General features: G+C 62.6%; 20 protein-coding genes. 6 read left to right on the top strand and 14 right to left on the bottom strand.

From position 1 onward, the window contains the following. The first annotated feature begins 1 nt into the window (after position 1). From P3T24_RS34865 to yacG, 5 genes are all read left to right on the top strand, one after another. Positions 2-1,228 carry a type II secretion system F family protein gene (locus P3T24_RS34865; protein ID WP_429441357.1) on the top strand — a complete coding sequence of 409 codons (1,227 nt, stop codon included), beginning with the start codon at positions 2-4 and terminating at the stop codon, positions 1,226-1,228. Between the two features lie 28 nt (positions 1,229-1,256). Beyond that, entirely contained in the window at positions 1,257-2,186 is a 930-nt protein-coding gene (locus P3T24_RS34870) for a prepilin peptidase (RefSeq protein WP_429441334.1), read from the top strand. Positions 2,187-2,189: 3 nt separating this feature from the next. Beyond that, positions 2,190-2,795: a dephospho-CoA kinase gene (gene coaE / locus P3T24_RS34875; protein ID WP_429441336.1), complete on the top strand. Its 606-nt coding sequence runs from the start codon at positions 2,190-2,192 to the stop codon at positions 2,793-2,795. 202 nt (positions 2,796-2,997) lie between these two features. Next, positions 2,998-3,753: a cell division protein ZapD gene (gene zapD, locus P3T24_RS34880; RefSeq protein ID WP_074262544.1), complete on the top strand. Its 756-nt coding sequence runs from the start codon at positions 2,998-3,000 to the stop codon at positions 3,751-3,753. A gap of 98 nt (positions 3,754-3,851) precedes the next feature. Continuing rightward, a complete protein-coding gene (gene yacG / locus P3T24_RS34885; RefSeq protein ID WP_429286648.1) occupies positions 3,852-4,049 on the top strand; it encodes a DNA gyrase inhibitor YacG in 198 nt (65 codons plus the stop codon). 48 nt (positions 4,050-4,097) lie between these two features. Here yacG and P3T24_RS34890 read toward each other — a convergent pair whose 3' ends face one another. The 4 genes from P3T24_RS34890 to secA all read right to left on the bottom strand — a co-directional run bounded on the left by P3T24_RS34890 (position 4,098) and on the right by secA (position 9,628). Continuing rightward, positions 4,098-4,535 (bottom strand): NUDIX domain-containing protein, encoded by a 438-nt coding sequence (locus P3T24_RS34890; protein ID WP_429441338.1) that lies wholly within the window; start codon positions 4,533-4,535, stop codon positions 4,098-4,100. Further along, positions 4,532-5,401 (bottom strand): ATP-binding protein, encoded by an 870-nt coding sequence (locus tag P3T24_RS34895; RefSeq protein ID WP_074262547.1) that lies wholly within the window; start codon positions 5,399-5,401, stop codon positions 4,532-4,534. Before P3T24_RS34895 ends, P3T24_RS34890 begins: the two co-directional genes overlap by 4 nt. Positions 5,402-5,431: 30 nt before the next feature. Further along, positions 5,432-6,673 carry a bifunctional glutamate N-acetyltransferase/amino-acid acetyltransferase ArgJ gene (gene argJ / locus P3T24_RS34900; protein ID WP_429286649.1) on the bottom strand — a complete coding sequence of 414 codons (1,242 nt, stop codon included), beginning with the start codon at positions 6,671-6,673 and terminating at the stop codon, positions 5,432-5,434. 153 nt (positions 6,674-6,826) lie between these two features. Further along, positions 6,827-9,628, bottom strand: coding sequence for a preprotein translocase subunit SecA (secA, locus tag P3T24_RS34905; protein ID WP_429286650.1), 2,802 nt, complete (start codon positions 9,626-9,628; stop codon positions 6,827-6,829). Between the two features lie 279 nt (positions 9,629-9,907). On the opposite strand from secA, the gene P3T24_RS34910 reads away from it, so the two are divergent. Then, entirely contained in the window at positions 9,908-10,405 is a 498-nt protein-coding gene (locus P3T24_RS34910; protein WP_074262550.1) for a DciA family protein, read from the top strand. 87 nt (positions 10,406-10,492) lie between these two features. On the opposite strand, the gene lpxC is transcribed toward P3T24_RS34910, so the two are convergent. The 10 genes from lpxC to murD form a co-directional block, all read right to left on the bottom strand. Beyond that, entirely contained in the window at positions 10,493-11,410 is a 918-nt protein-coding gene (gene lpxC, locus P3T24_RS34915; protein ID WP_074265844.1) for a UDP-3-O-acyl-N-acetylglucosamine deacetylase, read from the bottom strand. A 267-nt stretch (positions 11,411-11,677) separates the two neighbouring features. Next, positions 11,678-12,181: a peroxiredoxin gene (locus P3T24_RS34920; protein WP_429286651.1), complete on the bottom strand. Its 504-nt coding sequence runs from the start codon at positions 12,179-12,181 to the stop codon at positions 11,678-11,680. A gap of 272 nt (positions 12,182-12,453) precedes the next feature. Then, on the bottom strand, positions 12,454-13,650 hold the full coding sequence (ftsZ, locus tag P3T24_RS34925) for a cell division protein FtsZ (protein ID WP_074262552.1): 1,197 nt from the start codon (positions 13,648-13,650) through the stop codon (positions 12,454-12,456). A gap of 129 nt (positions 13,651-13,779) precedes the next feature. Further along, on the bottom strand, positions 13,780-15,012 hold the full coding sequence (gene ftsA, locus P3T24_RS34930; RefSeq protein ID WP_074262553.1) for a cell division protein FtsA: 1,233 nt from the start codon (positions 15,010-15,012) through the stop codon (positions 13,780-13,782). A 27-nt stretch (positions 15,013-15,039) separates the two neighbouring features. Then, positions 15,040-15,792, bottom strand: a complete 753-nt coding sequence (locus P3T24_RS34935) for a cell division protein FtsQ/DivIB (RefSeq protein ID WP_074262554.1) — start codon at positions 15,790-15,792, stop codon at positions 15,040-15,042. Positions 15,793-15,802: 10 nt separating this feature from the next. Next, positions 15,803-16,744 (bottom strand): D-alanine--D-alanine ligase, encoded by a 942-nt coding sequence (locus P3T24_RS34940; protein ID WP_429411776.1) that lies wholly within the window; start codon positions 16,742-16,744, stop codon positions 15,803-15,805. Next, positions 16,741-18,147, bottom strand: coding sequence for a UDP-N-acetylmuramate--L-alanine ligase (gene murC / locus P3T24_RS34945; RefSeq protein ID WP_074262556.1), 1,407 nt, complete (start codon positions 18,145-18,147; stop codon positions 16,741-16,743). Before murC ends, P3T24_RS34940 begins: the two co-directional genes overlap by 4 nt. Then, positions 18,144-19,283 carry an undecaprenyldiphospho-muramoylpentapeptide beta-N-acetylglucosaminyltransferase gene (gene murG, locus P3T24_RS34950; RefSeq protein WP_429441340.1) on the bottom strand — a complete coding sequence of 380 codons (1,140 nt, stop codon included), beginning with the start codon at positions 19,281-19,283 and terminating at the stop codon, positions 18,144-18,146. Before murG ends, murC begins: the two co-directional genes overlap by 4 nt. Further along, positions 19,280-20,542: a putative lipid II flippase FtsW gene (ftsW, locus tag P3T24_RS34955; protein ID WP_074262558.1), complete on the bottom strand. Its 1,263-nt coding sequence runs from the start codon at positions 20,540-20,542 to the stop codon at positions 19,280-19,282. The genes murG and ftsW overlap by 4 nt, the downstream gene beginning before the upstream one ends. Next, a complete protein-coding gene (gene murD, locus P3T24_RS34960; RefSeq protein ID WP_429441341.1) occupies positions 20,539-22,053 on the bottom strand; it encodes a UDP-N-acetylmuramoyl-L-alanine--D-glutamate ligase in 1,515 nt (504 codons plus the stop codon). The genes ftsW and murD overlap by 4 nt, the downstream gene beginning before the upstream one ends. Positions 22,054-22,064: the final 11 nt, after the last annotated feature.

Genomic DNA, 22,064 nt, shown 5'->3' on the forward strand with positions numbered 1-22,064 from the left:
GATGAATCGTGCATCCTCCGACACCGAAATGCTCGACGTGCGTTTTGCATGGCGCGGCGTCGACGCAACCGGCACGCAGCATAGCGGCACGCTGATTGCGCCAGACACGGACGCCGTCCGAGCCGTGCTCAAGCGCGACAAGCTGTTCGTCGTCGAGATCAAGGCGCTTGGGCCGGCGCCGCGTCCCAAAGCTCGCGCGGCTGACGTGACGAGGTTCACGCGCCAGCTCGCAAGCCTGCTGCGCGCCGGATTACCGCTCGCGCCTTCGCTCGATCTGCTGGCGCAAGCACCTGCGCCCCGTCAGCGCGGCATGTCGCGGATCGTCGGTGCCTTGGCGCGCGACATCACCGGCGGCCTGAGTTTCTCCTCGGCGCTGGCGCGGCATCCGGTGCAATTCAACGCGCTGTATTGCCAGCTGGTCGCGGTCGGTGAAGCGGCCGGTGCGCTGCCTGCCGTGCTGGCCCGCGTCGCGGAGGACCGCGAACGCGGCGCCGCACAACGCGCCAAAGTAAAGGCGGCGCTGACCTATCCGGTCGCGATCCTGTTGCTGGCGCTCGCTATCACAGCAGCACTACTGGTCTGGGTCGTGCCAACCTTCAAGCAGATCTTCGACGGCTTTGGCGCGCGCTTGCCGGTGCCGACGCAGATAGTGATAGCGCTATCCGCCGGCGCAGCACGCTGGAGCGTGCCCGCACTAGCATGCGCAGTGACGGCCGGTGCCGCCCTGTCCTACCTGCTGCGTCGTTCGGAAGCAGCGCGGATGACGCTTGGCCGACTGTCGCTAAGATTGCCCATAGCTGGCCCACTGCTGGCCACGTTATGTGCCGCCCGCTGGAGCCGCGCACTCGGCACCCTGCTGTCCGCCGGCACGCCACTCGCCGACGCGTTCGACTCGCTCACGCACGCGACCGGCAACGCGTGGTTCGATCGCGCCACCGTCGACATCGCCGCCCGCCTGCGGCGCGGCGAACGCCTGGCCACGGCGATGCGCGCAGTACATTGCTTTCCGCCCGAAGTGGTTCAGCCGGTTGCGGTCGCAGAGGAGTCCGGTGCATTGGACGCGATGCTGATCGACGTGGCGTCACTCAGCGATCGTCAGGTCGACGAAAAGATCGGCACACTTGCCAGCCTGTGCGAACCGCTGGTGATCATCGTGCTGGGGACGCTGGTCGGCGGCCTTGTGATTGCGATGTATCTTCCCATCATTCAACTCGGCAACGTGGTGTAGCATCGCAGCCGAATCCCACTCTTTTGCCATGCCGGCTAACTACGCAACCGTGTCAGACACTTCCTTTAGCGCGCTTCATGGCCATGTTGCGGCCGGCTTCGGCGCCAGCTTTGGCATCTTGCCGGCCGGCCTGCAATTCACCTTCGCCGTCGTTTTCGGGCTGGTCATCGGCAGCTTTCTGAGCGTGGTGGCGCATCGCCTGCCCATCATGCTCGAGCGGGCGTGGCACGACGAAGTCAGCGGCACGACCGACCAGCCGCCAGTGGACGATGGCCTGCCGGCGCGCTACAACCTGTGGCTGCCGCGCAGCGCATGCCCGCACTGCGGACACGTACTGCGCGCGTGGGAAAACATCCCGGTGGTGAGCTACGTGTTGTTGCGCGGGCGATGTTCCGCGTGCAAGGCCCACGTGTCGATACGCTATCCGTTAATCGAGATCGCTAGCGCTGCCTGCGCCGCGGGAGCCCTGAGCGTGTTCGGTCCTACCACGATGGCACTCGCCGCGTTCGGTTTGTGCGCCGCGCTGCTTGCCACGAGCGCGATAGACATCGACACGCGCCTGCTGCCCGACTCGCTGACGCTGCCACTGCTTTGGGCCGGCCTGATCGTCAATTTCAACGGCATGTTCGCCAGCCTGCATAGTGCGGTCGCCGGCGCGATTGCGGGCTATCTCGTACTGTGGGTAGTCCACTGGGTGTTCAAGCTCGTGCGCGGCATCGAAGGCATGGGTTACGGAGACTTCAAGCTGCTCGCCGCACTCGGCGCGTGGCTCGGCTGGGCCGCGTTGCCGCAGATCGTGTTGATCGCCGCGGTGACCGGCGCAGTCGTGGGGCTTGCCGCTACGTGGCGCGGACGCATGCGCTTCGAAGAACCGTTGCCGTTCGGTCCGTTTCTCGCGGCCGGCGGCGCGATCACCCTGTTTCTCGGCTCCCCGCTCTATCTCGCACTCGGAGGCTGACGCATGTTTGCTGTGGGACTGACAGGCGGCATCGGCAGCGGCAAATCCACTGTCGCGGACCTGTTCGCGACGAACGGTGTGGCAATCGTCGATACCGATCTGATTGCCCATCAGATCACCGCGCCGAACGGCGTCGCGATGCCGCAGATCGCCAGCGAGTTCGGTGCCGCGTTCGTAGCAGCGGACGGTTCCATGGATCGCGCCCGCATGCGCGCGCTGATCTTTAGCGACGAGGAGGCGCGTCGGCGTCTTGAAGGCATCACGCACCCGTTGATCCGCGCCGAAACCGAGCGTGCGAGAAACGCGGCCAGCGGACCCTACGTCATGCTGGTGGTGCCGCTGCTGGTCGAATCGGGCGCCTGGAAAACACGTGTGGACCGCATATTGACAGTGGACTGCAGCGTCGAAACTCAGGTCTCGCGTGTGATGCGCCGCAACGCCTTCGGCCGTGAACAGGTGCTTGCCATCATCGCCCGTCAGGCAACCCGCGAGGCGCGTCTCGCCGCGGCCGACGACGTCATCGTGAACGACAACAACACCTCGATAGATGAACTCACCAGGCAGGTCGAGGCGCAGCACGCTTTGTACCTGTCGCTCGCCGGCGCGTGAGCCAGATCAACGGCACGGGAGATGGCCCCTCGCGACAGTTCAGTCCTGTCGCAATAAAGAACAGAGGGCGCATTCAAACAATCGCAAAACACGGAGAGAAACTTGCAAAAGCGCACCAAAAAAGTGTGTGATTGCTAGGGTAGTCTCACGGCATTAGAATGTTCTGCATTCCCGTCACCGACCACGCCCGAGGCGAGCCCGCTTGATCCTTTACGAGTATCCCTTCAACGAGCGAATCCGGACGCTATTGCGCCTCGAAGACCTGTTCGAGCGCTTCACGTTCTTTCTGACTCAGGAAGACGCCAGGGAACATCATGTCGCGCTGACGACATTGTTCGAAATCTCTGAAGTCGCGGGTCGCGCGGATCTGAAGTCGGATCTGATGAAGGAACTCGAGCGGCAACGACAAACGCTCGCACCGTTCCGCGGCAATCCGGGCATCGAGCAGAATGCCCTTGAGGCGGTACTGGGCGAGATCGAACAGACGCTGTCAGGACTGTCCCAGATGCAGGGCAAGACTGGCCAGCATCTTGCAGACAATGAATGGCTCGCGAGTATCCGCAGCCGTGCAATCATCCCGGGCGGCACCTGCAAATTTGACCTGCCGTCTTACTACGCCTGGCAGCAAACTCACCCGGATCAGCGCCGCCAGGACATCGCCAAATGGGTCACTCCGCTTCTGCCGTTGCGCGATGCAGCGACCATCGTTCTGCGTCTGGCGCGTGAATCGGGTCAGGCGTCGAAGGTGATGGCGATGCAGGGCAGCTACCAGCAGATGTTGTCTGGCCGCTCGTACCAGTTGATGCAGGTGCGGGTTCAGCCCGAGCTGCGGGTTATTCCCGAGGCAAGTGCCAACAAGTACATGCTGTGGGTACGCTTCACCGTGCAGGATGGCGATCTGCGGCCGCGCGCCGTTGATGTCGACGTGCCGTTCCAGCTTACGCTCTGCAGCCTGTAGCGTGATGGTCACGGCTGTGCATGTGGGGCCGCCTTTCAAACAGCGAAAATGCCCCTATATTAGAAACTTGTCCCGTTTGCGATTGATTGCCTGATCGAATGATTACTGTCGTTAAATGCCCAACCTGCGCAAAGGAAGTCCGCTGGACGCCTGAAAACCGCTTCCGCCCGTTCTGCTCCGACCGTTGCAAGCAGATCGACCTCGGTGCGTGGGCCGCCGAGAAATACAAGATCGGCGGCACTGACGAAGAAGCACCTTCAGACGACGAACCGAGCGGCGACTACAACCCGCACTGAGTGCCGGGTTGCGTCGACGCATTTCCCAGCGTCTTGCGCGCCACGCCGTTATTCCGCAGCAAGCCACTCCAGCACTGGAATGGTCGCGGGCAGCAGCGGCGACACTTCCGCAGGCAGCGATTGCCAGACAAATGCCTGCCCCTCGCGGCCATGCGGATCACCTGTCCACTGTGTCACCTTGCAGAAATAAAGCCGCACATAGGCATGCGGATAGTCGTGCTCAAGCGTATGCCAGCGATGGCTCGCCTTGACCTCGATGCCCAGTTCCTCGTGCAGTTCACGGGCCAGCGCCGCTTCGACTGATTCACCCGGCTCCAGCTTGCCGCCCGGAAATTCCCAATAACCTTCGTAGGGCTTCCCCGCCGGCCGTTGCGCAAGCAGATAGCGCCCATCGGGCTGCACCAGCACGCCGACCGCCACTTCGGTGACAGGGCGGCCAGTTGGGTTCGCAGCAGGCGGGTGAGTGGTGTTGGTGGCGTCCGTCATGCCTGCGACTTCCGGCCTGACCAGTCCCGCGCAAACTGCCACGCCACACGTCCCGAGCGCGAACCGCGTTCGAGCGCCCACACCAGTGCATCGCCGCGCGCCGATTCGATCTCAGCGGCGGCACAGCCAAAATGCTGCAGCCAGTGCCCGACGATCGCCAGATAGTCGTCCTGCTTGAACGGATAAAAGCTGACCCACAGGCCGAAGCGTTCGGATAGCGAGATCTTTTCTTCGACCACTTCACCCGGGTGAATCTCGCCATCGGACGTGTGCTTGTACGTCTCGTTGTCGCTCATGTACTCCGGCAACAGATGGCGCCGGTTCGACGTGGCGTAGATCAGCACGTTATCGGACTGGGCCGCCACCGAGCCGTCGAGCGCTACCTTCAGCGCCTTGTAGCCCGACTCGCCATCCTCGAATGACAGGTCATCGCAGAACACGACGAAGCGCTCCGGGCGCTCCGAGATCAGGTCGACGATATCGCCCAGGTCGTGCAGGTCGTCCTTGTCTACTTCGATCAGGCGCAGCCCGTCTTTTGCGAAAGCGTTCAGGCAGGCCTTGATCAGCGAAGACTTGCCGGTGCCGCGCGCGCCTGTCAGCAGCACGTTGTTGGCGGGCTGCTTGCGCACGAACTGACGTGTGTTCTGCTCGATCAGCCCTTTCTGGCGGTCGATGTTCTGCAGATCGTCGAGCGTGATGTCCGAGATGGCCGGCACCGGCTGCAGGTAGCCGCGCCCCTGGCGCTTGCGCCAGCGGAAGGCGACCGCTGCCGACCAGTCGACGTCGGGCGTAGCGGGCGGAAGCACGGCTTCCAGGCGGCCGAGCAATGCTTCGGCACGAGTCAGAAACTGTTCGAGTTTATCCATGACGAAAATTTAGGCTGATCGGATACTGGCTTACGAGCGATAGTCGGCGTTGATGCTCACGTATTCATGCGACAGATCGCACGTCCAGATCGTGGCATGCGCGTCGCCGCGACCGAGTACCACGCGAATCAGGATCTCGGCCTTCTTCATCACGCGCTGCCCGTCTTCCTCACGGTACTCCGGATTGCGCCCGCCTGCCTTGGCGACCAGCACGTCGTCCAGATACAGGTCGATCTTGCCGACATCGAGATCCGTCACGCCCGCATAACCAATTGCCGCGAGGATCCGTCCGAGGTTCGGGTCCGACGCGTAGAACGCCGTCTTGACCAGTGGCGAATGACCGATTGCATACGCGATCTGGCGGCATTCGGCCACGTTCGCGCCGCCTTCGACCTGCACCGTCATGAACTTGGTGGCACCTTCGCCGTCACGCACAATCAGTTGAGCCAGTGTCTGCGCGACCTCGGTCACCGCATCGCGCAGTGCCGCGTAAGCGGGCGAATCGGTGCTCGTGACCGCCGGCAGGCTCGACTTGCCCGAGGCGATCAGGATGAACGAGTCGTTGGTCGACGTATCGCCGTCGATCGTGATGCAGTTGAACGAGCGGTCCGCGACATGCTTGACCAGCGCATCGAGCACCGGCTGTGAAACCGCTGCGTCGAACGCGAGGAAGCCCAGCATGGTCGCCATATTCGGCTTGATCATGCCGGCGCCCTTGCTGATACCGGTCATCGTCACCGTGTGGCCGTCGATCGTCACCTGGCGCGAGGCTGCTTTCGCCAGCGTGTCGGTGGTCATGATGGACTGCGCGGCCTCGTACCAGTGCGCGGCCCGGCGATTCTCCAGCGCAGCGGGCAGGCCGGCCTTCAGGCGGTCCACCGGCAACGGTTCGAGAATCACGCCGGTCGAGAACGGCAGCACCTGCTCGGGGGCGACGCCGGTCAGACGCGCCAGTTCGACGCAAGTCTCGCGAGCATGCGCGAGGCCCGGCTCGCCAGTGCCTGCATTCGCGTTACCGGTATTGATCACCAGCGCCCGAATCGCCTTGCCGCCCGCGCGAACGTGGTCCAGATGCTCGCGGCACACCGTGACAGGCGCCGCGCAAAACCGGTTCGACGTGAACACGCCGCCAACCGTCGCGCCTTCTTCAACGGAAATGACCAGCACGTCCTTGCGGTTCGGCTTACGAATGTTCGCTTCAGCCCAGCCTAGCGTGACGCCGGCGACGGGATGGAGTTGAGCGGGATCGATCGAGGGGAAATTGACAGCCATGGTCGCGACCTGTCTAAGTTGAAAATGCCGGCATGGAGCCGGCATCGGAAATCACAATGGGGTGGAACGACGTGCGACGCACCACCGCGGAGTCGCCAGCAAAACGCTGGGTAAAACGATGCGGCGCGCTCGAGGCGCGCCGCTGGGTCAATCTCAAGCAATCTTGCCGTGGCACTGCTTGTACTTCTTGCCGCTGCCGCAGGGGCACGGATCGTTACGGCCCACCTTCGGCACGTTGTCTGCAAACGGTTCGGCCGCTGCACGCGCTCCGCTGTGGCTCATCGCGTCGCCGATCATGGCGGCGGTCGCCACTTCAGCCGCTACAGGCGCGGCGGCTTCGACCACTTCAGCATGGCGGAACTCGACGTTCTCAAGGTGGCTACCCTGCTCTTCGAAATCCTCGGCAGCCTGTTCCAGCTGTTCCCGCGACTCGATCTGCACGTTCATCACCGTGCGCGTGACGCTGAGCTTCACATCGTCCAGCATCGCAGCAAACAATTCGAACGCTTCGCGCTTGTATTCCTGCTTCGGATTCTTCTGCGCATAACCGCGCAGATGGATACCCTGGCGCAGGTGGTCGAGCGCGGCGAGGTGTTCGCGCCAGTTCCGATCCAGCGTCTGCAGCAAGATGGAGCGTTCGAAGTTGCTGAAGGACTCGCGGCCAACCAGCGTCACCTTCGATTCGTACGCTTCGTCCGCCGCGGCGATCACGGCTTCGAGAATCTCGTCCACATTGATCGAGGACGATTCGTTGATCATTTCCTGAATGGCGAGATCGAGCTGCCACTCTTTGCGCAGCACTTCTTCGAGCTCGGGCACGTCCCACTGTTCTTCGATACTGCCTGCCGGCACGAACTGATGGACGATGTCGGTGATCACGCCATGGCGCATGGCGCCGATGGTTTCCGTGATGTCATTCGCCTCGAGCAATTCATTGCGCTGCTGGTAGATCACCTTGCGCTGATCGTTCGACACGTCGTCGTATTCGAGCAACTGCTTACGAATATCGAAGTTGCGTGCCTCGACCTTGCGCTGCGCCGATTCGATCGAGCGCGTGACGATGCCCGCTTCGATCGCCTCGCCTTCCGGCATCTTCAGGCGATCCATGATGGCGCGCACGCGGTCGCCGGCGAAAATGCGCAGCAGCGGATCTTCCAGCGACAGATAGAAGCGCGACGAACCCGGGTCACCCTGACGGCCGGCACGGCCGCGCAACTGGTTGTCGATCCGGCGCGATTCGTGACGTTCGGTGCCGATGATGTGCAGACCGCCCGCGGCCTTCACCTGATCGTGCAGTGCCTGCCACTCGTCGTGCAGCTTCTGGATACGGCGTTCCTTCTCGTCCGACGGGATAGCCGGGTCGGCTTCGATAAATGCAGCCTGCTTCTCGGCGTTGCCGCCCAGCACGATGTCGGTACCGCGGCCGGCCATGTTGGTGGCGATGGTCACGCGCTTCGGACGGCCCGCTTCCGCGACGATCTCGGCTTCCCGCGCGTGCTGCTTGGCGTTCAGCACTTCGTGCGGCAAACCGGTCTGCTTGAGCAGATGCGACAGCAGTTCGGAGTTTTCGATCGACGTAGTGCCGACCAGCACCGGCTGCCCACGCTCGTAGCAATCGCGGATGTCGCGAATCACCGCGTCGTAGCGTTCCTTGGCCGTCTTGTAGATCTGGTCCTGCTTGTCGACCCGCCGGGACGGGCGGTTCGTCGGGATCACGACCGTTTCCAGCCCGTAGATCTCATTGAATTCGTACGCTTCCGTGTCCGCCGTGCCGGTCATGCCCGACAACTTCGCGTACATCCGGAAGTAGTTCTGGAACGTGATCGATGCGAGCGTCTGGTTTTCGCTCTGGATCTTGACGTGTTCCTTCGCCTCGACGGCCTGGTGCAGGCCATCCGACCAGCGGCGACCCGACATCAGACGGCCGGTGAACTCGTCGACGATCACGACTTCGCCGTTCTGCACCACGTAATGCTGATCTTTGTAGAACAGCGTATGCGCACGCAAGGCGGCGTACACGTGGTGCATCAGCGTGATGTTCTGCGGTGCGTAGAGGCTTTCGCCTTCGCCGATCAGGCCCCACTCGGAGAGCAGGCGCTCGGCCTTTTCGTGGCCCGATTCGGTCAGGAACACCTGACGGCCTTTCTCGTCCAGCGTGTAGTCGCCCGGCTTTTCGACGCCGGTACCATCCGCCTTTTCCTCGCCGATCTGACGCTCGAGCAGCGGCGGCAGCGCATTCATGCGCACATACAGTTCGGTGTGGTCTTCAGCCTGACCGGAGATGATCAGCGGCGTACGCGCTTCGTCGATCAGGATCGAGTCCACTTCGTCGACGACCGCAAAATTCAACGACCGCTGCACCCGCGCATCGGTCTCGTAGACCATGTTGTCGCGCAGGTAGTCGAAGCCGAATTCGTTGTTCGTGCCGTAGGTGATATCCGCGCCGTAGGCCTGCTGCTTCATGCCATGGTCCATCTGCGACAAGTTGATGCCGACTGACAGACCGAGGAAGTTATACAGGCGCGCCATCCATTCGGCGTCGCGTTGCGCGAGGTAATCGTTCACCGTCACGACGTGGACGCCGCGCCCGGTCAGCGCATTCAGGTAGACCGGCAGCGTAGCGACGAGCGTTTTGCCTTCGCCGGTGCGCATTTCGCCGATCTTGCCGTAATGCAACACCATTCCGCCGATCAGCTGGACGTCGAAGTGGCGCATTTTCAGGACGCGCTTGCTCGCCTCCCGGCACACCGCGAAGGCCTCCGGCAGCAGTTTGTCGAGCGACTCGCCGCTGGCGATGCGCTGGCGGAATTCACCCGTTTTGGCGCGCAGTTCGTCATCCGTCAATTGCTCGATCTGCGGTTCGAGCGCATTGATCGCCGCGACGGTCTTTTGATATTGCTTGACTAGCCGCTGGTTGCGGCTGCCAAAAATCTTTTGTAGAAAACCGGTGGTCATCGGATCGGTGTCTGCGTCGCGGCTTCGGCTGGTTCACGGCATGCGGTTTGATCGCATGCCGGTCCGGGGGCGGAAGTGCCTCGGCGGCTTAGTCCAAGAGTGAATTCGAATCGGGCATTTTAGCACGCGCCCCAGAGCGCGCCTGTGTCACAGGCGCGACGTAGGGATAGCCTGTACAGCCCCGGCCAGAGCCTCGATGAGCCCGGCCCGGAGCACATCCCGCGCGGTACAATCCCGGCGTGAGCGCACATTGTGTGCAACCACGCCCTACTATCCTACATGAGCCGCTCCCCGTCGTTTTCAAGGCCGCCCCCCAGGCAGTTCAACACGCGCCGCCCGCAACCGGTCTCCGAAGTGCTCAAGCGCACGGATGCGTTTGCCGCCCTGCGCGCCGGTGTGGAGCAGATCGCCTCGCTCGAGAAGGATCTTCGCGAATTGTTGCCGGATTATTTGGGTTCGAGCGTTGAACCGGGTTTTATCAAGGATGGAGTACTGGCACTTTTTGCCGCGCATAACGCGCTGGCGGCGCGTTTGCGGCATCTTGAGCCACGGCTATTGTCCGATCTGCAGCAGCGCGGCTGGTCGGTCAATTCCCTGAGAATCCGCGTGCGTCCGCAGGCGGTAAAAGAGCCGCCGCCCGTCAAACAGGCGCGCATGACCCCGGCAGGCGCCGATGCCTTGCACGCGCTGAGTGAGTCGCTCGCGCCATCGCCGTTGCAGGCAGCGCTTGCGAGGATGGCGGCCCGGCATCTACGGAATCGTGAGAGCAAAAAATAAGCGGCCCAAGGGGCCGCTTATTTTTTCTACCTGAGAGAGCCAAACCCGACCGCACTGCATCACGCAGCGGGTCGCTGGCGGAAGGAATCAGGCAAATGCCGTCTGCGTATCGAACGCAAAGCCACGCGGGGCCTTTTGCGTATCTTCAAACGTGACGATTTCGTATGCGTCTTCGTGCTTCAGCAGTTCGCGCAACAGCGCGTTGTTCAGGCCGTGGCCCGACTTGTACGCCGTGTACGAGGCGAGCAACGGATGGCCGACCACATACAGGTCGCCAATCGCGTCGAGCATCTTGTGCTTCACGAACTCGTCGTCGTAGCGCAAGCCGTCGTTGTTGAGGATGCGGTATTCGTCCAGTGCGATGGCGTTGTCCATGCTGGCGCCGCGGGCAAGGCCCAGTTCGCGCAGCATTTCCACTTCATGCGCGTAACCGAAGGTACGGGCCCGTGCGATGTCACGCACGTACGACGTGTGCGCAAAGTCCACTTCCAGCGCCTGGCCGGTCTTGTCGACCGCCGGGTGACGAAAATCGATGGTGAATTTGAGCTTGAAGCCGAAAAACGGGTCCAGACGGGCAAACTTGTCGCCGTCAATGATTTCGACCGGCTTCGTGACCTTGATGAATTTCTTCGCGGCATTCTGCTCCTCGACACCCACCGACTGAATCAGAAACACGAACGTGGCGGCGCTGCCGTCCATGATCGGAATTTCTTCGGCGGTGACGTCAACGTACAGATTGTCGATACCGAGGCCCGCGCAGGCCGACATCAAATGTTCGATGGTCGAGACGCGCACGCCGTCCTTCTGGAGCACAGACGCCAGACGTGTGTCGCCGATCGACGTCGTGGCCGCCGGAATCTCAACGGGAGTCGGCAAGTCCACACGCGTGAACACGATGCCGGTGTCAGGAGCGGCCGGGCGGAGCGTCAATTCGACCTTACGGCCGGAGTGAACGCCGATGCCGACAGTCTTGACAATCGATTTGATAGTGCGCTGCTTCAACATGGTGATCTTCTGTTCGATTGAAAATCCCAATCGGGACTTTTTATTCCATAGCGCGAAGTATACTCCATTACCCTGGGAAACGTGATTTCCGAGGAGGTATCAATCTGTTTCTCTACATTACCCAGAGGGTAAAGCGTGACGGGCCGATGTCCCGGAACGGAGGCGTTTCCGGTCATCAGCCCGCGTTACGGCTTGTCACATGAATGCCTTCTGGCCGTTGCCCCGGCACAACGTAACGCCGGGAAAAGGCCGTTCGGCACCCCCGTACTAGCTCAACGTGGCGAGGATACTGCCCGCATCGCTGACTTCGAACTTGCCGGGTGCCTCGACGTTCAGCGTCTTGACCACGCCGTCGTCGACCACCATCGCGTAGCGCTGGGAACGAATCCCCATGCCGCGCGCCGACAGGTCCTGCTCCAGACCGAGCGCCCGCGTGAAAGCCGCACTACCGTCCGCCATCATGCGCACCTTGCCCGAGGTGTGCTGATCGCGTCCCCACGCGCCCATGACGAACGCGTCGTTGACGGACACGCACCAGATTTCGTCGATGCCGGCAGCGCGCAACTGCTCGGCGTGCTCGACATAACCCGGTACATGCTTGGCGGAACAGGTCGGCGTGAACGCGCCCGGTAATCCAAAGATCACCACGCGCTTACCCGCCGTCTGCTCGCGCACGTCGAAGCTGTTCGGTCCGATCGTGCAGCCCGCACGCTCCTCTTCGATTAACTCAAAGACGGTTGCGCCGGGTAGCTTTTCACCCACCTTAATCATGGCTCAGTCCTTCACGTCAATGCGGAGCATGCCCGCACGTCGTCGTGCCGCAGTGAATCGTGCAGTCGCGCACCTGCCCCAACTTTTGCGCTACCTGCCGGCCGCATCTGCCAGCGACAGCCGCCCCATCCGCTTCGCGAATCCGAAGGGGGCACCTGTCCTTGCCGCGTTTTCGGAGAAACCGCGGCCTGCTTTGCCGTCCACTCGCCACGCTCGTGCATTCCCTGCTCGCACGCAATTCACGTGCCGCAGCGAAAGCCTGCTCGTATGCGTCAGTCCGCCTGCTTGCGCAGGAATGCCGGGATATCGTACGTATCGACGCCCTTTTCCTGCAGCGCCTGCACGTGCGATGCCGCCGTGTCACGCGAAGTGCGCCACACTGCCGGCGTATCCAGCGCGCCGTAGTCTGCCGTACTCGCGTAGTGTTGCGGAGCGTGCCCGTGCTGCATTGCACCAACCGGCTGGTTGTCCGTACCGGTACGCAGCAGCGTCATCGGAGCCGATTGCTGCTTCTTCGCAGCACGGCCCAGACCCGTTGCCACCACCGTCACGCGCAGCGCGTCGCCCATTGCATCATCGTATACCGCGCCGAAAATCACCGTTGCGTCTTCCGCCGCGTAGCTCTTGATGGTGTTCATCACTTCGCGGGTTTCCGACAGACGCAGCGAACGGCTCGACGTGATGTTGACCAGCACGCCACGCGCACCCGACAGGTCCACGCCTTCCAGCAGCGGGCTGGCAACAGCCTGCTCGGCAGCCAGACGTGCGCGATCGACGCCGGCAACCGTCGCCGTGCCCATCATCGCCTTGCCCTGCTCGCCCATTACCGTCTTCACGTCTTCGAAGTCGACGTTCACCAGACCGTCGACGTTGATGATTTCAGCGATACCGGCAACTGCGTTGTTCAGAACGTCGTCCGCGCACTGGAAGCACTTGTCCATCTCGGCGTCATCGCCCATCACCTCGAACAGCTTGTCGTTCAGAACGACGATCAGCGAGTCGACGTGATCCTCCAGTTGCTGCGATCCAGCTTCTGCTACACGCATGCGCTTGCCGCCTTCGAATTCGAACGGCTTGCTGACCACGCCAACAGTCAAGATACCCATTTCCTTGGCGATCTGCGCCACGACCGGAGCTGCCCCCGTGCCCGTGCCGCCACCCATGCCTGCGGTGATGAACACCATGTGTGCGCCACGCAGTGCGTCTGCGATACGCTCACGTGCTTCTTCTGCTGCGGCGCGGCCCATTTCCGGCTTGGCGCCAGCGCCAAGACCGGTGTTGCCGAGCTGGATCACTGACGACGCACGCGAACGCGACAGAGCCTGCGCGTCCGTGTTCATCACGATGAAGTCGACGCCTTGCACGCCTTTGTTGATCATGTGCTGAACGGCATTGCCGCCAGCGCCACCGACTCCGATCACCTTGATGATGGTGCCGTTGGTTTCGGTTTCCAGCATCTGGAATTCCATGTTGCCTCCGTCAAGATAAAAAATTGCAGCCACTCGGCCGTTATTCGGCAGGAGATCGGGCAACCTCCTGTCGCGCGCCGGCCGCCGGCACCAGCGCGTATTGCGAAATCTGTCAGTACAGCGAATGCGTTAAAAATTGCCCAGGAACCAGTCCTTCATGCGCGTGAACACCTGGCCCATCGAGCCGGACTGCACCGCCACCTTGCGGCCGCGCATCCGTTGGGAACGTCCTTCCACCAGCAGGCCCATCGCAGTCGAGTAGCGCGGGTTGCGCACTACATCCGCGAGACCGCCTGCGTATTCGGGCACGCCGATGCGCACCGGCTTCAGGAAGATGTCCTCACCCAGTTCGACCATGCCAATCATCATCGACGCGCCGCCGGTCAGCACCACGCCGGAGCTCAGCAGTTCCTCGTAACCCGACTCGCGCACCACCTGCTGCACGAGTGAAAACAGTTCTTCGACACGCGGCTCGATCACCGCCGCCAGCGCCTGGCGCGACAGCGTGCGCGGACCGCGCTCGCCCAGACCCGGCACTTCGATCATCTCGTCCGGATCGGCCAGAGCCTGCTTGGCGATGCCGTAATCCACCTTGATGTCTTCCGCATCCGGCGTCGGCGTGCGCAGCGCCATCGCGATATCGCTTGTGATCTGGTCGCCGGCGATCGGAATCACCGCGGTGTGGCGGATCGCGCCTTCGCTGAAAATCGCGATGTCCGTTGTGCCGCCGCCGATATCCACCAGCACCACGCCCAGTTCCTTCTCGTCTTCGGTCAGCACCGCCAGCGACGACGCGAGCGGCTGCAAGATCAGATCGTTCACTTCGAGCCCACAACGGCGCACGCACTTGACGATGTTCTGCGCCGCGCTCACCGCGCCCGTCACGATATGCACTTTCACTTCGAGGCGAATACCGCTCATCCCAATCGGTTCGCGCACATCTTCCTGACCGTCGATGATGAATTCCTGGGTCAGGATGTGCAGCACCTGCTGATCGGTCGGGATGTTGATCGCCTTGGCTGTCTCGATCACGCGGGCCACATCGGCCTGCGTCACTTCTTTTTCCTTGATCGCCACCATGCCGCTCGAATTGAAGCTGCGGATATGGCTGCCGGCGATCCCCGTGAATACATTGGTGATCTTGCAGTCGGCCATCAGCTCCGCTTCTTCGAGCGCACGCTGAATAGACTGCACGGTGGCCTCGATGTTCACCACCACACCCTTTTTGAGCCCCTTCGATTCGCTCTGGCCGAGGCCGATCACCTCGTAGTGACCTTCGCCTTTCAGCTCGGCGACAATGGCCACGACCTTCGACGTCCCGATGTCGAGGGCGACCAGCAGATCTTTATAGTCTTTACTCATAGCGTGCTCATTGCGTGTGATGTCCTGTTACTTCTTGCCCTTGTCGGGTTCGGTGATAAAGCGCATCCCTGCTGCGCGAATCGCGAAACCGTTCGGATAGCGCAAGTCCGCATACTCGATATCCTTCCCCCAACGTTGCGTCACTGCTGCCCACGCCGCTGTCAGGCGCTTGCTGCGATCGAGCAGCGTCTGCTGATTGCGCTCGCGCCCCAACTCGATCTGCGTACCGTTCGACAACTTGACCGTCCAGGCGTAACGCGGTGACAGCGTGACCTCTTCCGGTGTCGCACCCAGCGGGGCAAACCACTTCTTGAAGTCGCGATATCGCGCGACCACTTCTTGCGCCGTGCCATCGGGACCGTCGAAGGCCGGCAAATCCTCTTCGAGCTCGCCCTGGTTCGCGGTGAACAGTTCGCCGTCCACGCTCACCAGCTGATCGCTGCCCCACGTTGCTAGCGGTTTGTACTCTTCCAGCGTGACAGCCAGTGCGTTCGGCCAGACGCGCCGCACACTCGCATGACGCACCCACGGCATCTGCTCGAAAGCCTGGCGTGCCGCGTCCAGATCGACCGTGAAAAAATTGCCCTTTAAGCGGCCCACTACGCCTGCACGCACCGTCGGCGAATTGATGTGCTCGGTGTCGCCGTCGATCTGGATTTCGCGCAGCGCAAAGCTCGGCCGCTGCACCAGCCACACTCCGCCGGCCGCCAGCAGCACGAGCACCAGCAACGCATGCAACGCGTTGGCGGCGAAATTGAGCTGGCGAACGTTGTTCCACATAGCGTCGACGTCAGTCCTTCAGCGTGAGCGACAACACGCTCACGACCAGATCTTTGTAGCTGATGCCAACCGCACGCGCCGCTTTCGGCGGCAGCGAGTGATCGGTCATGCCTGGGGCCGTGTTCACCTCCAGGAAATACGGATTGCCCTGTGCGTCCAGCATGAAATCGGCACGGCCCCAATCGGTGCAGCCGAGCACGTCGAACGCGCGGCGCGCCAGCGCCTTCAGGCGTGCTTCCTCGGCCGGCGCCACGCCGCACGGAATCAGATACTGCGTGTCATTGGCGACGTACTTCGCGTGATAGTCGTAGAACTCGCCCGCCGGCACGATGCGGATTACCGGCAGATCGAGATCGCCCGCGATGCACGCCGTGTATTCGCCGCCGCCTTCGATGCTCTTTTCAACCACCACGATCTTGTCGAACTTCGCAGCTTCTTCGAGCGCGGCCGGCAATGCGTCTGCGCTCTTGACCTTGATCACCGCGACGCTCGAGCCTTCACTCGCCGGCTTCACGAAGAGCGGCAAGCCGAGCTTCGCAACGATATCGGTCGCACGCGCTGCGTAGTCGTCGCCGCGCAGCACCGCTTCGAACGGCGGCGTCGGTACACCCAGTTGCTGCCAGACGAGCTTGGTGCGGAATTTGTCCAGACCAAGCGCCGAACCCAGTACGCCGCTGCCCGTATAGCGAATGCCGTAGAAGTCCAGCGCGCCCTGGATCTGGCCGTTCTCGCCGTAGCCACCGTGCAGCGCGTTGAACGCGCGCACAAAACCTTCGTCTTTCAACGCCGCTAGCGGACGCTCGGCGGGATCGAACGGATGAGCGTCGATACCGGCCTCACGCAGCCCCTGCACCACGAGGCGGCCCGAGTTGAGCGACACTTCGCGCTCGGCGGATTCACCGCCGAGCAGGACTGCCACCTTGCCGAACTGTTTAGGATCGAAACTGCTCATTTCACACCTTCGTTTTGCGCGAGACGACCCGGCACACCGCCGATCGAACCCGCACCCATCGTGATCACCACATCGCCGTCGCGCACGAGCGTCGTGAGCGCGTCCGGCACTTCTTCCACTGTTTCGACAAACACCGGCTCGGTCTTGCCCGCCACGCGAATTGCGCGAGCAAGCGCGCGGCCATCTGCGGCGACGATCGGCGCTTCGCCTGCCGAATAGACTTCGGTCAACACCAACGCATCGACGGTGGACAGCACCTTCACAAAATCTTCGAAGCAATCGCGCGTACGCGTGAAGCGGTGCGGCTGGAACGCGAGCACCAGACGACGACCGGGGAACGCACCACGTGCCGCGGCGATCGTCGCGGCCATTTCGACCGGGTGATGACCGTAATCGTCGACCAGCGTGTAGGTGCCGCCGGGTTGATCAGCCGTCGTAACCGGCACTTCGCCGTAGCGCTGGAAGCGTCGGCCTACGCCGTTAAAATCTGCGAGTGCTCGCTGGATATCGGCATCTTTCACTTCAAGTTCAGTCGCAATTGCAATTGCGGCCAATGCGTTCTGCACATTGTGCGTACCGGGCAGGTTCAACACGATGTCGATCGGCGCCGCATCTTCACGCAGCGCCGTGAAATGCATGCGGCCATCGTGAGCCTCGACATTCACCGCGCGCACCTGTGCCTCGGCCGCGAGACCATAACGGATGATCGGCTTCGACACGAACGGCAGGATCTCCTTCACGTTCGGATCGTCGACGCACAGCACCGCGATGCCGTAGAACGGCAGCCGATGCGTGAACTCGATAAACGCCTGCTTGAGCCGCGCAAAATCGTGGCCGTAGGTGTCCATGTGATCGGCGTCGATGTTCGTGATGACCTCGATCACGGGGAACAGATTCAGGAACGACGCATCCGATTCGTCCGCTTCGGCCACGATGAAGTCGCCGGTGCCAAGGCGCGCATTCGCGCCCGCACTGATCAACCGGCCGCCGATCACGAAGGTCGGATCGAGGCCGCCCGCCGCGAGCACGCTCGCCACCAGCGAAGTGGTGGTCGTCTTGCCGTGCGTGCCGGCGATGGCAATGCCCTGCTTCAGGCGCATCAACTCTGCGAGCATCACAGCGCGCGGCACGATCGGAATATGCCGATGACGCGCGGCGAGCACTTCTGGGTTGTCGCTGCGCACCGCAGTCGAAACGACCACGGCATTGGCGCCTTCGATGTTCCCGGCGTCGTGACCAATCGCGATGCGCGCGCCGAGTGCGGCGAGCCGGTCGGTCACCGCGTTCTTCGCGAGGTCCGAGCCGCTTACCTGATAGCCGAGATTCACCAGCACCTCGGCGATGCCGCTCATCCCTGCACCGCCGATGCCGACGAAGTGAATATGTTTGACGATGTGTTTCATTGTTGCCTTCCTTCTGTGCTCGGGCTCTGGCTCGGGACTACGCCTGCCACGGTGGCGCAAATCTGCGCGACCTGTTCGGTGGCATCGGGTTTCGCGAGCGAGCGCGAACGCTCTGCCATCTGCGCGAGCGTCTCGCGAGTCTGGCTACGCAACCAGGCGACGAGACCCTCCGCCGTCAGATCGCGTTGCTGCACTACCAGCGCCGCGCCGTGATCGGCGAGGAACGCTGCATTGGTTGTCTGGTGATCGTCGACTGCGAACGGGAACGGCACGAAAAACGCGGCCACGCCCACTGCCGCAATCTCGGCCACGGTCATCGCACCCGAGCGGCAGATCACCAGATCCGCTTTCGCGTAAGCGTTCGTCATGTCGTCGATGAACGGCACGAGTTGCACGTCCGCCTCTTCACCTTCCAGGGATAGCAAACCGGCTTGCGCGTAATTCGCTTTCAACGCATCGATATGCTTCGCGCCAGCCTGATGCACCAGGCGCGGACGCTCCTCTGGCTTGAGCATCGCCAGCGCACGCGGCACGACTTCATTAAGCGCCGCGGCCCCAAGACTGCCGCCGACAACCAGCAGATTCAGCGGACCGCTGCGTTGTGCGTAGCGTGCTTTGGGTGTCAATGTGCGCGCAAGTTCCTCACGAATCGGATTACCGGTCCATTCAGCGTGCGGAAGCGCGTTCGGAAACGCCACGAGCACGCGCTTCGCGACCTTTGCCAGCACCTTGTTCGCGAGACCGGCGATCGAATTCTGTTCGTGCAGTACAAGCGGACGGCCGCTCAGCGCCGTCATCAAACCGGCCGGGAACGTGATGTAACCGCCCATGCCGAGCACGACGTCCGGCTTCACGCGACACAGCACACTCAGGCTTTGAGCGCAAGCGCGAAGCAGATTGACCGGCAGCATCAGCTTGGTAATCAGGCCCTTGCCACGTAGACCGCCAAAGCGCACATATTCCATCGGGATGCCATGCTTGGGCACGAGCGTCGCTTCCATGCCGGCAGGGTTGCCGAGCCACACGACTTTCCAGCCCCACGCCTGCATCAGGTGAGCAACCGCGAGCCCCGGGAACACGTGTCCCCCGGTGCCGCCGGCCATCACCATTAGCGTGCGCTGTTGCATGGAGGTCATACTTTCCCTCCGCGCATCAGCACCCGGTTTTCGTAATCCACGCGCATCAGCAGACCAATCGCAATACAGTTCAGCAAGATGCCCGAGCCGCCGTAACTGACGAGCGGCAACGTAAGACCCTTGGTCGGCAGGAGCCCCAGGTTCACACCCATATTGATGAAGGTCTGCGCACCGAACCACAGGCCGATGCCTTTCGCGACCAGCCCCGCAAACGTACGATCGAGCGCGAGCGCCTGACGGCCGATCTCGAACGAGCGGCGCACGATCCAGTAGAACATCAGGATCACCACCAGCACGCCCACGAAACCGAGTTCCTCGCCGATCACAGCGAGGATGAAGTCGGTATGCGCTTCCGGCAGGTAATTGAGCTTCTCGACGCTGCCGCCGAGACCCACGCCGAACCACTCGCCGCGTCCGAAGGCGATCAGCGAGTGCGTCAATTGATATGCCTTGCCCTGTGCGTAACGGTCGTCCCATGGATCGAGATACGCGAAAATCCGCTCGCGGCGCCATGGCGATGCCCACACCAACAAACTAAATGTGCCGACCGCAGTGGCAACCAGCCCACCGAACAGCTTGCCGTTCACGCCACCCAGGAACAGCACGCCCATCGCGATCGCCGCGATCACCATGAACGCGCCCATGTCAGGCTCGAGCAGCAGCAGTGCGCCCACCACGCCTACGGCAAATGCCATCGGCAGGAAGCCCTTGGCGAAGCTGTGCATGTATTCCTGCTTGCGCACCGTGTAATTCGCCGCGTAGATCGTCACGGCAAGCTTCATGATTTCCGACGGCTGCATGTTCGTGATGCCGAGCGGAATCCAGCGGCGCGCGCCGTTCACGCCCTTGCCAACGTGCGGAATCAGCACGATGACGAGACTGGCCAGCGCGAGCAGGAAGATCTTCGGCGCGTACTTGTCCCACGTCGAAACCGGAACCCGGAACGCGACTACACCGATCACCGAACCCAGCACCACGAAGACGATCTGGCGCACGAGGAACGCCCAGTCGCGATACGACGCGTATTTGGGCGAGTCGGGCATCGCAATCGAAGCCGAGTACACCATCACGATGCCCAGGCCGAGCAGCGCGATCACCACCCACAGCAGCGAGTGGTCGTAATCGAGCATGCGCGAGCGCAGCGGACGCACACCGTTGACAGCGCTCGCGAGGCCGCTCGCCGTGCGTGCTGCGCTGGCATCGCCAACTGAGCCGCGCTGTTTGGAAAGGCGCGAACCGAAGCGTTCCGACCAGCTCATATCATCGTCCCCCGTTCGGCAGCGATGTCTTCAACCGTGCTGCGAAACACAGCGGCACGATGCGCGTAATCCTTGAACATGTCGAAGCTTGCACAGGCCGGCGACAGCAGCACGGCGTCTCCCGGTTGCGCGAGCGCTGCCGCGGCGCGGGTGGCATCTTCAAGCGTGGGCTGATCGGTCAGCGCAATGCCGGTGTCGGCCAACGCGGCGCGAATCAGCGGTGCATCACGGCCAATCAGCATTACCGCACGGCACCAGCGCATCACCGGCGCGGCGAGCGGATCGAATTCCTGGCCCTTGCCATCGCCGCCGGCGATCAGCACGGCGCGCTGTGCGAGGCCATCGAGCGCGGCAACCGTTGCGCCGACGTTGGTGCCCTTGCTGTCGTCCACGTAGTCGATACCCTCGATCGACGCGATCAGTTCCACCCGATGCGGCTCGCCGCGGTATTCGCGCAAACCGTGCAGCAACGGTGCGCCCGGCAGATCGATGGCGCGTGCGAGCGCGAATGCGGCGAGTGCATTGGCGGCGTTGTGCAGACCGCGGATCCGCAACGCGTCAGCCGGCATAAGACGCTTGAAGGCGATGCTCGGCGGCGCGGCAGTTTCGTTCTTGCGACGACGGGTCGGCGCAGGTTCGTCGGTGGCGTCGCGGTCGAGCGCTTCGACGAGCCAGACGATACCGTTGTCGCGCAGCAGACCATAGTCGCCAGGGCGCGTCGGCTCAGTCACGCCAAATGTGATCGCGGGCGCCGCGCCGTCAGCCGCGGGCGCAAGCGCCATCACACGAGCGTCGTCACGGTTCAGCACGCGCACCGTCTGCGGCCCGAAGATCTTGCCCTTCGCCGCAGCATAGGCATCGAGGCCGCCGTGCCAGTCGAGGTGGTCCTGCGTGATGTTGAGAATGACCGCCGTATCCGGCGCGAACGTGTGCGCCGTTTCCAGCTGGAAGCTCGACAGTTCGAGCACCCAGATGTCGGGCAGCGCGGTGTTGTCGATTGCTTCGGTGAGCTTGTCGAGCACCGCTGGGCTGATGTTGCCCGCCACCGCGACTTTCTTGCCGGCGCGTTCGCACAACAGGCCAGTCAGACTCGTTGTCGTGGTCTTGCCGTTGGTACCGGTGATCGCGATCACCTTCGGCGCGTAACCGCTCTCGCCAAGCGTCTTCAGCGCCTGTGCGAAAAATTCGAGTTCGCCCCAGACCGGGATGTCTTTTTCGCGCGCTGCGGTAATCAGCGGCAGCAAATCTGCGGCGAGCGGCGAGAGACCGGGGCTGATCGCCACCAGGTCGACGCCTTCGAGCAGCACCTGCGAAAACGGTCCACCGACAAAGTCGGCGTCGACGCCATGCGCTTCCAGTGCAGACAGATTCGGCGGTACTTCACGCGTGTCGGCCACGCGCAACCGACACCCGTGCCGCGCGCACCAGCGCGCCATGGCGAGACCCGATTCACCGAGTCCCAGCACGAGCACCATCGGCTTTTGCCGATCCCGAAACTTCTCGCCAAACATCGCTTTCCCTT

Source organism: Paraburkholderia sp. GAS33 (assembly GCF_050436645.1).
Classification (GTDB): domain Bacteria; phylum Pseudomonadota; class Gammaproteobacteria; order Burkholderiales; family Burkholderiaceae; genus Paraburkholderia; species Paraburkholderia phenazinium_B.